The organism is Nonomuraea sp. NPDC052129 (assembly GCF_040680095.1).
Taxonomy (GTDB): Bacteria; Actinomycetota; Actinomycetes; order Streptosporangiales; family Streptosporangiaceae; genus Nonomuraea.
In genome coordinates, this window is record NZ_JBFAVX010000040.1 from 21775 (window position 1) to 35166 (window position 13392).

At 72.1% G+C, this 13392-nt stretch carries 13 protein-coding genes; 3 read left to right on the forward strand and 10 right to left on the reverse strand.

The genetic code is table 11. The annotated features are described in order from the left end of the window. Positions 1 to 45: 45 nt before the first annotated feature. The gene (locus AB0L53_RS50440) at positions 46 to 675 is read left to right on the forward strand and encodes a TetR/AcrR family transcriptional regulator (protein WP_364011343.1); all 630 of its coding nucleotides are present in this window, start codon (positions 46 to 48) and stop codon (positions 673 to 675) included. A gap of 70 nt (positions 676 to 745) precedes the next feature. Here AB0L53_RS50440 and AB0L53_RS50445 read toward each other — a convergent pair whose 3' ends face one another. The 8 genes from AB0L53_RS50445 to paaA form a co-directional block, all read right to left on the reverse strand. Beyond that, complete coding sequence (locus AB0L53_RS50445) at positions 746 to 1729, reverse strand: 3-hydroxyacyl-CoA dehydrogenase family protein (RefSeq protein ID WP_364011346.1); 984 nt, start codon at positions 1727 to 1729, stop codon at positions 746 to 748. Continuing rightward, positions 1726 to 2466: an enoyl-CoA hydratase/isomerase family protein gene (locus AB0L53_RS50450; RefSeq protein WP_364011349.1), complete on the reverse strand. Its 741-nt coding sequence runs from the start codon at positions 2464 to 2466 to the stop codon at positions 1726 to 1728. The genes AB0L53_RS50445 and AB0L53_RS50450 overlap by 4 nt, the downstream gene beginning before the upstream one ends. After that, positions 2463 to 3641 carry a thiolase family protein gene (locus tag AB0L53_RS50455; protein WP_364011352.1) on the reverse strand — a complete coding sequence of 393 codons (1179 nt, stop codon included), beginning with the start codon at positions 3639 to 3641 and terminating at the stop codon, positions 2463 to 2465. Before AB0L53_RS50455 ends, AB0L53_RS50450 begins: the two co-directional genes overlap by 4 nt. 54 nt (positions 3642 to 3695) lie before the next feature. Further along, on the reverse strand, positions 3696 to 4787 hold the full coding sequence (paaE, locus tag AB0L53_RS50460; RefSeq protein WP_364011354.1) for a 1,2-phenylacetyl-CoA epoxidase subunit PaaE: 1092 nt from the start codon (positions 4785 to 4787) through the stop codon (positions 3696 to 3698). A 1-nt stretch (position 4788) separates the two neighbouring features. Next, a complete protein-coding gene (gene paaD, locus AB0L53_RS50465; protein WP_364011357.1) occupies positions 4789 to 5301 on the reverse strand; it encodes a 1,2-phenylacetyl-CoA epoxidase subunit PaaD in 513 nt (170 codons plus the stop codon). After that, positions 5298 to 6206, reverse strand: coding sequence for a 1,2-phenylacetyl-CoA epoxidase subunit PaaC (paaC, locus tag AB0L53_RS50470; RefSeq protein ID WP_364011360.1), 909 nt, complete (start codon positions 6204 to 6206; stop codon positions 5298 to 5300). Before paaC ends, paaD begins: the two co-directional genes overlap by 4 nt. A 126-nt stretch (positions 6207 to 6332) precedes the next feature. Continuing rightward, the gene (gene paaB, locus AB0L53_RS50475; RefSeq protein ID WP_357952079.1) at positions 6333 to 6626 is read right to left on the reverse strand and encodes a 1,2-phenylacetyl-CoA epoxidase subunit PaaB; all 294 of its coding nucleotides are present in this window, start codon (positions 6624 to 6626) and stop codon (positions 6333 to 6335) included. Continuing rightward, a complete protein-coding gene (gene paaA, locus AB0L53_RS50480; protein WP_364011364.1) occupies positions 6623 to 7621 on the reverse strand; it encodes a 1,2-phenylacetyl-CoA epoxidase subunit PaaA in 999 nt (332 codons plus the stop codon). The genes paaB and paaA overlap by 4 nt, the downstream gene beginning before the upstream one ends. Before the next feature lie 170 nt (positions 7622 to 7791). Between paaA and paaZ the strand changes: the two genes are divergently transcribed. Both paaZ and AB0L53_RS50490 read left to right on the forward strand, forming a co-directional pair. Next, the gene (paaZ, locus tag AB0L53_RS50485) at positions 7792 to 9846 is read left to right on the forward strand and encodes a phenylacetic acid degradation bifunctional protein PaaZ (protein WP_364011367.1); all 2055 of its coding nucleotides are present in this window, start codon (positions 7792 to 7794) and stop codon (positions 9844 to 9846) included. 1 nt (position 9847) lies between these two features. Beyond that, positions 9848 to 10708 (forward strand): enoyl-CoA hydratase-related protein, encoded by an 861-nt coding sequence (locus AB0L53_RS50490; protein WP_364011370.1) that lies wholly within the window; start codon positions 9848 to 9850, stop codon positions 10706 to 10708. Between the two features lie 79 nt (positions 10709 to 10787). Here the strand turns inward: AB0L53_RS50490 and AB0L53_RS50495 are convergent, their stop codons facing one another. After that, positions 10788 to 11942, reverse strand: coding sequence for a M20 family metallopeptidase (locus AB0L53_RS50495; RefSeq protein ID WP_364011373.1), 1155 nt, complete (start codon positions 11940 to 11942; stop codon positions 10788 to 10790). After that, positions 11939 to 13357 carry an aldehyde dehydrogenase family protein gene (locus AB0L53_RS50500; RefSeq protein WP_364011376.1) on the reverse strand — a complete coding sequence of 473 codons (1419 nt, stop codon included), beginning with the start codon at positions 13355 to 13357 and terminating at the stop codon, positions 11939 to 11941. The genes AB0L53_RS50495 and AB0L53_RS50500 overlap by 4 nt, the downstream gene beginning before the upstream one ends. Positions 13358 to 13392: the final 35 nt, after the last annotated feature.

Here is a 13392-nt window from a genome sequence, read left to right on the forward strand (position 1 = left end):
AAGGCGGCCACCGGGGCGCCTGAACTGCCGTGAGATCCTTCTTTCGTGACGACGACCGAGCCCGCCGAGCCGACCCCGCGCCGTGGTCGTGGCCGCCCCGGCTACGACCAGGCCGCGATCCTGCGCACCGCCGTGGAACTGTTCAACCGCAAGGGGTACGACGCCACGAGCATGGGAGACCTGGCCAAGGAGCTCGGACTGACGAAGCCGGCCATCTACCACCACGTCACGAGCAAGGAGCAACTGCTCAGCCAGGCACTGGACGACGCTCTCGACGAGCTCACCGCCGTCGTGACCGCGGCCGCCCGCGATCGGGCCGGGGCGACGGCGTACGAACGCCTGCGTGAGGTGGTGCGGCGCAGCGTCGAGGTTCTCGTGGCGCACCAGCCCTCCGTCACGCTCCTGCTCCGGGTGCGCGGCAACAGCGGGATCGAGCTGGCCGCCCTGGAGCGGCGTCGCTGGCTCGACGACCGCCTCGCCGCGCTCGTCGCGGACGCCGTCGCGGAGGGCTCCCTGCGCGACGACGTACCGCCGACGCTCGTGAGCCGGCTGCTGTTCGGCATGGTGAACTCGCTGGTCGAGTGGTATCGCCCGGACGGTGTGTACGACGCGGCGACGGTCGCCGACGCCATCACCGTCCTCGCCTTCGACGGCTTGGCCAGCCACCAAGCCTGAACTCCCCGAGCGACCCGCCGACCCTGAAGCCTCAGCCCGCGCGACCGCGCCCACCTCAGCGCCTGCCTGCTCACCAGGTGTAGAAGCCCTGGCCCGTCTTGCGGCCAAGGTGCCCGGCGGTGACGAGGTCGCGCAGGATCCGCGGCGGCTCGAAACGGGGTCCCAGCTCGCGCGCCAGATGCTCGGCGATCGCGAGCCGCACGTCGAGTCCGACCACGTCGGTGGTCCGGAGCGGTCCCATCGGGTGGCGGTAGCCGAGGGTCATCGCCGTGTCGATGTCGGCCGCGCTCGCGACGCCCTCCTCCAGCATCCGCATCGCCTCGAGCGCCAGGCAGACGCCGAGGCGGCTGCTCGCGAAACCCGGCGAGTCCGCGACGGTGATCGGCGTCTTGCCGAGGGCCGTCACCCACTCCTGCGCCCGCGTCACGAGCGCCGGTTCGGTGCGGGGCCCGGTGACGATCTCGACGAGGTCGCTCACCGGGACGGGGTTGAAGAAGTGCAGCCCGAGAAAGCGGCCCGGTGAGGCCAGACCGGCGGCGAGCCCGCCGATCGACAGGCTGCTGGTGTTCGAGGCGAGCACCGCGTCCGGCGCCCGCCGCTCGATCAGAGCGAGCACCTCGGCCTTGAGCGCCACGTCCTCCGGGACCGCCTCGATGACGAGCTCGCATGGGGCCAGCTCGCCCGGGTCGGTGGTCGTCCGCAGCCGGGCCTGGGCGTCCGGGAGCGGGACTTCGAGCTTGCCTTTCGCGCCCGCCTTGGCCAGGCTGTCGCCCACCCGGGCGTTGGCCTGGTCAGCCGCTTCGGGGCCGTTCTCCACGACGATCACGTGGCTGCCCGAGGCCAGGAACGCGTGCGCGATCCCGGACCCCATCCGCCCGCCGCCGAAGACACCCACCGTCCGTGGCAGGGCACCGCCGGTCGTGAGTCGCGTCTGCGCGAGGGGATCGCCGGTCGTGTGCCGCGTCTGCGCAACGGGATCACCGGTCGCGTGCCGCGTCTGCGCAACGGGATCGCCGGTCGCGTGCCGCGTCTGCGCCCGGGCGTCGCCGGTCATGAGTTTCGCTCCTGTCGCCGGTTCAGGAATGCCGTCATGCGAGTGTGTTTCTCCTCCGTCTCGAACAGGACCGCCTGCGCGACGTCGTCGACGAACGGGTGCGCGGCCCGTGGGGCGTGGAAGACCGCCTTGGTCAGCCGCGTCGCCAACGGCGCCCGCGCGGTGATGCGGTCGGCGAGCCGATGTCCCGCGGCCAGCAGGTCTTCGGGCTCCACGACGTCGTTGAGCAGGTACACGGCCCGCGCCTCCTCAGCCGTGAGAACACGGCCCGCGAGGAGGATCTCCTTGGCCAGGGGTTCCCCGACGAGCTCGGCGAGGCGCCAGGCCGCGCCGGCCGCCGCGACGATGCCGAGGTCCGTCTCCGGGTTGCCGATCCGCGCGCGCGGCGTGCCGATGCGGAAGTCGCAGGCGTACGCGAGCTCGGCCCCGCCGCCCAGGGCGTACCCGTCGATGAGAGCCACGGTCGGCATCGGCAGCCGGTGGATCCGGTCGAAGATCTTCGAGTTGATGCCCCGCAGCGCGTCCTCCCGGTTCCGCTCGCGGAGCTGGGCGATGTCCGCTCCGGCCGCGAAGGCCGGCCCCTCGCCGGTCAGGAGTACGACGCGCGGCTCCTCTTCGACGGCGGCGCACGCCTGGTGGAGCGCGGCGACCAGCTCGCGGTCGATCGCGTTGCGGACCTCGGGTCTGTTGAGCCGCCACACGACCCGGTCGGCCCCTTCCTCGACGATCAGCGTCATGGCCGCTCCACCAGGAGAGCGCTGCCCTGGCCGACACCGACGCACATGGTCGCCAGCCCGCGCCGGCCGCCGGAGCGTTCGAGCCGGCCGAGCAGGGTCACGAGGATCCGGGCCCCGGACGCGCCCAGCGGGTGTCCGAGAGCGATGGCTCCGCCGTCGGCGTTGACCACGTCGAGGTCGAGCCCGAGATCGCGGACGCAAGCGAGGGACTGCGCGGCGAACGCCTCGTTGAGCTCGACGGCGTCGAGGTCGTCCACGCTCCACCCGGTACGCTCGAGCACCTTGCGGGTCGCCGGGACCGGGCCGATCCCCATGATCTCCGGCGGCACACCGGCGTTCGCCGCCGCCACGAGCCGGGCCCGCGGGGTCAGGCCGGACTGTTCGAGGAAGCGCTCGCTCACCACGACGACGGCCGCGGCGCCGTCGTTGAGCGAGCTGGAATTGCCGGCGGTGACGACCCCGTCAGGACCGTTGACCGGTCGCAAGCGGGCCAGCCGCTCCAGGCTCGTGTCCGGCCGCGGCCCCTCGTCGACGTCGACGACGCCGGCGCCGACCGGTACGGGGACGATCTCGTCGGTGAACCAGCCCTCCTTGATCGCCGCGACGGCCCGCTCGTGGGAGCGAAGCGCGAACGCGTCGAGCTCGTCGCGGGTCAGACCCCAGCGCCGCGCCACCGTCTCGGCGGTCTGCGGCATGGAGGCGGTCGTCGCGGCGTCGAAACGGGCGTTGGTGAACCGCCAGCCGATCGAGGTGTCGAAGGAGGCACCCGGCTTGGCGAACGCCTTGGCCGGTTTCTCGGTGACCCACGGCGCCCGGGTCATCGACTCCACCCCGCCCGCGACGACGACATCGACGTCACCCGCCGCGATGAGGGCGCGCGCCGTCGCGACCGCGGTGAGGCCGGAGGCGCAGAGCCGGTTGACCGTGAAGCCGGGCACCGAGTCGGGCAGGCCCGCCAGGAGAGCGGCCATCCGGGCGACGTTGCGGTTGTCCTCACCGGCCTGGTTTGCCGCGCCGAAGACCACCTCATCGACGAGACCAGGGTCGATGTCCGCCCGGGCGACGGCCTCGCCCACGACGAGGGCGGCGAGATCGTCGGGGCGGACGTGGGCCAGCGCGCCGCCGTAGCGGCCTATCGGCGTCCGTACGCCGGAGACGACGAAGGCTTCGGTCACGAAGAGCTCCTGAGGTCGGAAAACGCAGAGAACATCGGGTAGTGAAAGCGAAGATCAGGCGTCGTAGTCGACCGTAACGTTCCCGCTCACGGGAAACGTCTGGCAGGTGAGGACGAACCCGGCCGCCACCTCGGACTCTTCGAGGGCGTAGTTACGGCGCATGTCCACCTCACCCTCGCGGACGACGGCGCGGCACGTCCCGCAGACTCCGCCCTTGCAGGCGAACGGCAGGTCGGCCCGCGTCGCCTGGGCGCCATCGAGGAGCGTCGTCTCCCGGGAGACGGTAGACGTCGTACGCAGTCCGTCGAGCACCGTCGTCAGCACGCTGCTCGCGCCGGTCGTCATCTTGTCCTCCCGCCGCGGCGGTGGCGGGGGCGCGTCGGCATAGAAGAGTTCGACGTGGACGTTCCGCGCGGGGACGGCGAGTTCGGTGAGTACGGTCCGCGCGTCCTCGACCATGCGCAGCGGCCCGCACAGCCAGACGTGATCGAAGGTCTCAACCGGAACCAGCTGGGTGAGCAGGCGACGCAGCCGGTCGCCGTCGAGCCGCCCCGAGAACAGCTCGACCTCGCGTGGCTCGCGTGACAGCACGTGGACGACCTGGAGCCGGGGACCGTACCGGTTCTTCAGGTCGCCGAGTTCCTCCGCGAACATCACGGTACGGCTCGTCCGGTTGCCGTACAGAAGCGACACCTGGGCGGCGGGATGGGCCAGCACCGTGGAGGCGACCGACAGCATCGGGGTGATGCCCGACCCGGCGGCTACGCACAGGTGCCGCTCTCCCAGCGCCGGGTCGGCCCGCCAGGATCCGGTCGGAGCCTGCACCTCGATCCGCGTTCCCGGCACCACCTCGTGGACGAGCCAGGAGGAGAAGAGCCCGTCCGGTATCTCGCGGACCCCGATACGCGGCGGGGCACCGGCCGGTGCGCAGATCGAGTAGGACCGCCGGTGCTCCTGGCCGTCTACGAAGCGGCGGAGGGTGAGCGACTGCCCGGCCCGGAAGTCGTACACTTCGCGCAACTCCTCCGGCACCGCGAACGTGATCGCCACGGCGTCCTCGCACAGGTGGTCGACCGCCGCCACGGTCAGCTGGTGGAAAGCGGCGGACGCCCGGGTCGTCGCGCGGCCGGGCGCGAGCGTGCTCATCTCATATCTCCTTGACATGCTCGAACGGCTCAAGGCAGTCGGTACAGCTGTAGAGGGCCTTGCAGGCGGTGGCGCCGAATTCGGAGACCAGGCGGGTGACCGTCGAACCGCAGCGCGGACAGGCCGGGGCGAGCCGCCGCGGCCCGAGCGTGAGCGCCACCGGCCCACTCTGCCGACGGGCGGGGCCGGGGGCCGACAGCCCGGCCTCCCGCAGGGCGGCCCGGCCCCGCTCGGAGATCCAGTCGCTCGACCAGGGCGGGTCGAGCACGACGCGCACCTCGACACGGGGGAATCCCGCATCGTTCAACCGATGGACCAGATCGTCGCGCATGGTGCCCATGGCCGGGCAGCCGGTGTAGGTAGGGGTGATCGAGGCGACCACGATCTCGTCGCCGTCCGTTGTCCGCTCGACGTCGACACCGCGCAGCACACCGAGGTCGGCAAGGGTCAGCATGGGCATCTCGGGATCACGCACCTGCCCGGCGATCTCCACGGCGCGGTTTTGGGCGGTCACCAGCGCCCGCTCGGGTGTGCGCGTGCGACCACCTGCATCTCGGCGAGCAAGCCGCTGAAGGCCTCGGTGTGCGTGCCGTGCCGCCCGCCGTCGCCCGCCAGGGGCGGATGGTCCGGGCGGGCGACGCCGCTCATGGCGAGCACCTGGTCGAGGATGCCGTCCACCTCAGCGCGGATGGTCGCGGGGTCGACGCCGACCCCGGCCCGCGCGAGCGAGCGCTCGACCGGGTGCGTGGCGACCAGTTCCGGCTGGTACGGCCACAGGTCGCCGAGGGCGGTGACGAGTCTGCGGCTCGACTCCTCGGTGCCCTGCGCCAGCGTGAGGAACCAGCGGGCCGCCCAGTCCCGGTGGTAGGTGAGCTCCTTGACGCCCTTGGCCGCCACGTGGGCCAGCACCGTGTCGGTGCTCGCGCGCAGCCGTTCCAGCAGCGTGAGCCGGGCCACCGAGAACAGCAGCAGACGTACGACGACGTGCGCGAAGTCGCCGTTCGCCACCTCGGCCAGGCGTACGTTGCCGAACTGCCCGGCGTCACGGAAGAACGCCAGCGCGTCCTCCGGGGGAACCGGTGAGCCGTCCGGGAGGGCGGGCACGACGCCGGGGTCGGCGGCGGCCGCCCGCGCCAGGAGCAGGCGTGCCTGCCCGAGGAGGTCGAGGGCGATGTTCGCTAGGGCGATGTCCTCTTCGAGGTCCGGCGCCCGGCTGCACCACTCGGACAGGCGCTGCGACATGATCAGCGCGTCGTCGCCGAGCATGAGGCAGTACGCGGCGAGTTCGGCGTGGTCGACGCCCTCGGGCACGGTCGTGTCGACACCGGCCAGCGGGTCCTCGAAATCGGTGCCGAACGCCCACTGCGCGGAGTCTCCGCCGATCAGGCCGTCGAAGACGCTGCCGTGGTCGTCGCTCATGGTGGTCCGCCTTCCGGACGTGTCGGTGGACTGAAGTGGACTGGATGGATTGGTCTGGGCGGGATGGAGCGGATGGCTCGGACTGGGCTGAATGGCCTGGGTAAAGGCGGGGAGTGGTCGGCCGGGTCACATGTGCGGCACGTTCTCGGGAATCTCGTAGAACGTCGGGTGCCGGTAGACCTTGTCGCCGTTCGGCGCGAACAAGGGATCCTTCTCGTCCGGGCTGGAGGCCGTGATGGCGTCGGCCCGTACGACCCAGATGCTCACGCCCTCGTTGCGCCGCGTGTAGACGTCGCGCGCGTGCCGCAGGGCCATCGCGTCGTCCGGGGCGTGCAGCGACCCGACGTGGACGTGGTTGAGCCCGCGCTTGCTACGGACGAACACCTCGTAAAGCGGCCATTCCCGCCGATCGGGGCTCATCGCGCACCGCCCTCGTCGGACGGTCCCACCGGCGCCGAGCCGTTCGCTTCGGCGGATCGGTTCGCGAATGCCGACGCCGCCTCGCGTACCCAGGCGCCGTCCTCGTGGGCCGTGCGGCGGTGGCGCAGACGTTCGGCGTTGCACGGCCCGTCGCCGCGGATGACCGCGGCGAGCTCCGCCCAGTCCGGGTCGCCGAAGTCGTGGTGCCCGCGCTCCTCGTTCCAGCGCAGGTCGGGGTCGGGCAGGGTCACCCCGAGGGCGTCGGCCTGCGGGACCGTCATGTCGACGAAGCGTTGGCGCAGCTCGTCGTTGGAGTTGCGCTTGACGCCCCACGCCATCGAGCGCGCGCTGTTGGGGGACTCGCCATCCGGCGGGCCGAACATCATGAGCGACGGCCACCAGAACCGATCGACCGACTCCTGGACCATGGCGCGCTGGGCGTCGGTGCCGCGCATCATCGTCATGAGCAGCTCGTAGCCCTGCCGCTGATGGAAGGACTCCTCCTTGCAGATGCGGATCATGGCGCGCCCGTACGGTCCATAAGAGGTGCGGCAGAGCGGCACCTGGTTGCAGATCGCGGCTCCGTCGACGAGCCAGCCGATCGTGCCGACGTCGGCGTAGGACAGCGTCGGGTAGTTGAAGATCGAGGAGTACTTCTGCCGACCGGCCAGCAGCAGCTCGGTCAGCTCGATGCGGGAGACGCCGAGGGTCTCGCACGCCGAGTACAGGTAGAGGCCGTGCCCGGCCTCGTCCTGCACCTTGGCCAGGAGGATCGCCTTGCGGCGCAGGGATGGGGCGCGTCCGATCCAGGCGCCCTCGGGCTGCATGCCGATGATCTCGGAGTGCGCGTGCTGGGCGATCTGGCGTACGAGCGTCCTGCGGTAGTCGTCCGGCATCCAGTCGCGGGGCTCGATCCGGTCGTTGCGCGCGATGGTCGCGTCGAACCCGGCCTGCAGCCGCTCCTCCAGTTCCGGCTCCGCCGGAGTCGTGGTCATCTTTCCTCCGAGACATCGGTGACATCGGTCGTATTTACTTATCGCTCGGTCAGTAATACCATCGCATGGGTCGGGGGTCCCGCGCAACAGGTCGCGGTGACGGGGAATGTTCTAGAGGACCGATGCCCCCCGCCAACCGCGGAACCGCAGAACCGTAGAGAGGAGACAGCGTGAGCGCGCTGCTGGAGAGCTACGCCGCCGGACGATGGTTCCGGGCGGCGGACGACGGGCAACCTCTGCTCGACGCCGCCACGGGTGAGGAGGTCGCGCGAATCTCGAGCCGGGGGCTGGACATCGCCGCGATGGTCCGGCACGCCCGGGACATCGGCGGACCCGCGCTGCGATCCCTGACCTTCCACGAGCGGGCGGCCCTGCTCAAAGCGCTGGCCAAGCACCTGATCGCGCGGAAGGAGGAGCTCTACGCGCTGTCCGTACGGACCGGGGCCACCTCACGGGACACGATGGTCGACGTGGACGGCGGCATCGGCACCCTGTTCAGCTACGCCAGCAAGGGGGTCCGCGAGCTGCCGAACGACACGGTGTTCCTCGACGGCGGCCTCGAACGCCTGGGCAAGGGCGGCACCTTCGTCGGCCAGCACATCTACACCTCGCGGCCGGGTGTCGCGGTGCAGATCAACGCCTTCAACTTCCCGGTCTGGGGCATGCTCGAGAAGCTGGCCCCGGCCTTTCTCGCCGGGCTGCCGTCGATCGTCAAGCCCGGGAGCCAGACCGCGTACCTCACCGAACTCGCCGTCCGGCTGATCATCGAGTCGGGGATCCTACCCGAGGGGACGCTGCAACTCGTCGCCGGCGGCGCGGGTGGCCTGCTCGACGAGCTGACGATCCAGGACTCCGTCGCCTTCACCGGCTCGGCGCACACGGCGGGCATCCTGCGCCGCCACCCGAACGTGCTCGACGGCGGCGTCCTGCTCGGCGTCGAGGCGGACTCGCTCAACTGCTCGATCCTCGGGCCGGACGTGCTGCCGGATGATCCGGAGTTCGACCTGTTCGTCAAAGGCGTCGTCACCGAGATGACGGTCAAGGCGGGGCAGAAGTGCACAGCCATCCGCCGGGTGCTCGTACCCGAGGCGATGGCCGACCAGGTGGTCGACGCGCTCACCGCCCGCCTGGCGAAGGTGACCGTCGGCGACCCGCGCAACCCGGACGTGCGGATGGGCCCGCTCGCCGGGCTCGCCCAGCGCGACGAGGTACGCAAGGCCGTCGAAGCGCTCACGGCGGGTGCCGAGGTGGTCTTCGGCGACCTCGAAGGCGCGGCCCTGCTCGACGGCGACCCCGAGCGCGGTGCCTTCATGACCCCGCTCGTGCTGCGCGCGCGCCCCGGCGCCGGCGAGCCGCACGACGTGGAGCCGTTCGGCCCGGTGAGCACCGTGCTCACCTACGACGGCGTAGACGCGGCCGTCGCCCTCGCCGCCCGGGGCAAGGGGAGCCTCGTCGCCTCCGTCGTCACCCACGACCCGCAGGTCGCGCGGTCCGTCGTGCTCGGGCTGGCGCCCTGGCACGGTCGCGTCCTCGTCCTGGACAGGGACGACGCCGGGGAGTCCACCGGGCACGGCTCGCCGCTGCCCGTCCTGGTCCACGGCGGCCCCGGCCGGGCCGGGAGCGGTGAGGAGCTCGGCGGCATCCGAGGGGTCCTGCACCACATGCAGCGCACCGCCGTACAGGCATCCCCGGACCAGCTCACCGCGATCACCGGACGGTGGACGACGGGCGCCGCCCGCGTCGACTCCGGCGTCCACCCCTTCCGGAAGTCCCTGGCGGAGCTGCGCGTGGGCGACACGATCGCCTCCGCGCCGCGGACGGTGACGCTCGCGGACGTCGAGCACTTCGCCGAGTTCACCGGGGACACCTTCTACGCGCACACCGACGCCGCGGCCGCCGCGCGGAACCCGCTGTTCGGCGGCATCGTCGCCCACGGGTACCTCGTCGTGTCCCTGGCCGCCGGGCTCTTCGTCGACCCGGCGCCCGGACCGGTCCTGGCGAACTTCGGCGTCGACGGACTCCGCTTCCTCACCCCGGTCAAGCCCGGCGACGCGATCGACGTGGCGCTGACCGTCAAGCAGATCACCCCGCGCGGCGGCGCGGACTACGGTGAGGTCCGCTGGGACGCCGTCGTGTCCAACCAGGACGGCCAGGCGGTCGCCACGTACGACGTGCTGACCCTCGTGGCGAAAACCTGGCCGGCGACGTCCGCGCCGGAGGCCTGACATGTCCGGACCGAGCCAGGACGCGATCCCGGTCACCGTCGAACGTGACGGGACCCCGGTCGCCCTCGAACGTGACGCGGCCCCGGTCACCGTCGAACGTGACGGGGCCGTGGCCGTTCTCACCCTGAACCGCCCGGATCGCCGCAACGCGCTGGACGCCGGGACGAAGACGGCATTGCGCCGGGCGCTCGAGGAGGCCGCGTCCGACGACACCGTCCGCGCCGTACTGCTGACCGGCGCGGGCAACGCCTTCTGTGTCGGTCAGGACCTCACCGAGCACGCGACCGCCCTGCGCGCCGACGCGGCGCACGCGTTCGACACGGTCGAGGAGGACTACGCGCCGATCATCCGGCTCGTGGCCACGATGGGCAAGCCGGTCGTCGCGGCCGTCAACGGTACGTGCGTCGGCGCGGGGCTGGCCCTCGCGCTGGCCTGCGACCTGCGCGTCCTCGCCGAGGAGGCCGTCTTCGCGACGGCGTTCACCGGGATCGGGCTGACGTGCGACTCCGGGCTTTCCACGACGCTCACGCGGTCGGTCGGTGAGGCCCGGTCCAAGGAGCTCGTCCTGCTCGGCGAGTCCTTCACCGCTCAGCAGGCCGTCGCGTGGGGGATCTCGGGTCGCGTGGTCCCACGCGCGGACGTCGGTAAGGCGGGCCGTGAGCTCGCGGCCCGGCTCGCGGCCGGGCCGACCGCCGCCTACGCCGCGTCCAAGCTGCTGATCGCACAGTCCTGGGGCCGGGACCTAGGGACGGTACTCACGGCCGAGGCACACGCCCAGGCACAGCTGGGCCAGACCGCCGACCATACCGGAGCGGTCGAGGCGTTCCTCGCCAAGCGCAAGCCCACCTTCGAGGGGCGCTGAGCTCGCGCCTCTCCGGTACGACGTTCGCCCCGGTCACCAGTGAGGTGACCGGGGCGAACGCGGGCTCGCGGACTGGGGCTCAGCCGCCGGAGGCCCGCTGAGCGGATGCGGCGTGGGCGAGGTCGATGGCGGTCCACGCCATGGCGGTGGCGCCGTCCAGGACCGCTCTGTCGGCGGCCGGAGTGGCGCAGGCCGCGGTGAACTCGGGCTGATGGTTGACCGCGGGCAGGCAGTCCAGCCCCAGCATGGGATGGATGGTGGGGACGACATGGGAGACGTTGCCCATGTCCGTGGCCGCGCCGGCCGGAGCGCCACCGGGCAGATCCGGGAAGACACGCCCCAGCGCCTCGGCATTGGCCCGGTACAGCCGCAACATCCCCGCGTCGGGCCGCAGGTCGGCGTAGTCGGGGCCCAGGGGAGTGATCGTCAGCTCGCACCCGGTGGCCACCGCTCCCGCGTCGAAGCAGCGCCGCACGCGTGGCTTGAGCTCGGCCAGGGCCTCCAGCGTGGAGGCCCGGACGATCCACCGCCCGTGGCTGGCGTCGGGGATCACGTTCGGCGCGGTGCCGGCCTGGGTGACGATGCCGTGGACGCGGTCACCGGCGCCCGTCTGCTGGCGCAGCAGCCCGATCGCCACCTGCGCGACGGTCATCGCGTCGGCCGCGTTGACGCCCAACTCCGGGTACGCGCCCGCATGGGCGGGCTTCCCCCGGTAGGAGGCGTCGAACTGGGAGACGGCCGAGCCGGGCATCGCCGCCATCTCGACCGCGGCGGGATGGACCATCATCGCCGCGTCGAGCCCCGCGAACGCGCCGCGCTCCAGCATGAGGATCTTGCCGCCGCCGCCTTCTTCGGCCGGAGTGCCGAGGACGGTCACCGTCAGCCCGAGATCGTCGGCCAGCCCGGCCAGTCCGGCCGCGGCGCCGACCGCGGCGGCGGCGATGATGTTGTGCCCGCAGGCGTGCCCGATCTGCGGCAGGGCATCGTATTCGGCGCAGATCCCGATGTGCAGCGGACCCGTTCCCACGCTCGCCCGTACGGCGGTGGGCAGGTCGTAGCAGCCGTGCTGGACGTCGAAACCGGCGGCGCTCAGCGCGTCCGCCACCCACGTGCTGGCCCGCGTCTCCTCGAAGGCCGGCTCGGGGTGGGAGTGGATGCGATGAGACAGCTCGACCAGGCGGCTGCTCCAGGCGCCGACTGCGTCCGCGGCATGCCGCTTGGCGTCGGCCGTCACGCGGACGGGGCGGTGTGGACCGAGACGGGGCGGGTGGCCGCGTCGTAGGCGGCGCGGGACCCGGTCGCCCCCATGCCGCTGTCACCCGCCGGCTCGTACAGCCGCTCGGGCCCGCCGCCCTGCCACTGGTTGACCCACACGACCCCGGCCGGGATGTCGCGAGCCGCGGCCATGTGCGCCGGGTCATTGGTGTACACGGTGGCGGCGAGGCCGAAACGCGTGCCGGCCGCCTTCTCCAGCCCCTCCTCGAAGGAGGAGACGACCTCGACCGGGGCGAGCGGGCCGAAGGTCTCCTCGGTCATGACCAGCATGGAGTCGTCCACGCCGGTGAGCACGGTGGCGGGGTAGAAGAAGCCCTTGCCTTCGGGCACCGTCCCGCCCGTGCGGACGGTGGCGCCGCGGTCCACCGCGTCGGTGACGTGCCGGTCCACGATGTCGCGCTGACGCCGGTCGACCAGCGGGCCCAGCACCGTGCTCTCCTCGCGCCCGTCTCCCAGGGCGTAACCGTTGGCGACCTCGACAAGGGCGTCGACGAACGCCTCGGCGATGTCCTGGTGTACGTAGACGCGTTCCATGGACGTACAGATCTGGCCGGAGTTGGCGAACGCGCCGAACGCGACCGCCGCGGCGGTCGCGGCCGGGTCGACTCCCGCGTCCACGACCACGGGGTCCTTGCCGCCGAGTTCGAGGATCGCCCGGTGTAGCAGGGCCCCGCTCTCCGCGCCGACCCGGCGTCCGGCCTCGACCGAGCCGGTGAAGTGGACGAGCCCGATCCGTTCGTCCGCGACCAGCGGCGCACCGGCCCGGGAGTCGCCGAGAACCAGGTTCACCACGCCGGCCGGCAGATCCATCAGCTCCAGCAGCCGTACCGCCGACATGGGGGAGCGCTCGGACGGCTTGAGCACGACGGTGTTGCCCGCCGCCAGCAGCGGGCCGAGCGCCCCCAGCGCCATGGGCACCGGGAAGTTCCACGGCACGATGACCGCCGTGGCGCCGAGCGGCTTACGCAGGATCGTGGTGGCGCTCCCGCCAGGACCGGCGACGGTCTCCTCGAACGGATAGTCCAGGGCCTCGGCCACCGCCGCCTTGAATCCTTGCGCCGCGCCCCCGATGAAGGTACGGCCGAGCGCGACGGGCTTGCCCATCTCCCGGCATTCGAGCTCCGCCAGCTCCTCGGCGTGCTCGGCGATCGTGTCCGCCCACCGGGACAGGCGCTCCACGCGTTCGGCGACCGGGAGTGCCGCCCAGGCCGGGTGCGCCTGGACGGCCGCGTCGACGGCCAGGCGGACGTCCTCCGGCGAGCCGCCGGGGGAGCGGCCGACGACCTCTTCGGTCGCCGGATCGATCACGTCGTGGAACGCGTCACCACGCGAGTCCTCCCACATGCCGCCGATCAGGTTCTGCAGGGTCTTCACGGAATGGTGCTCCTTGCCAGGTAAGAAGGGGCGGG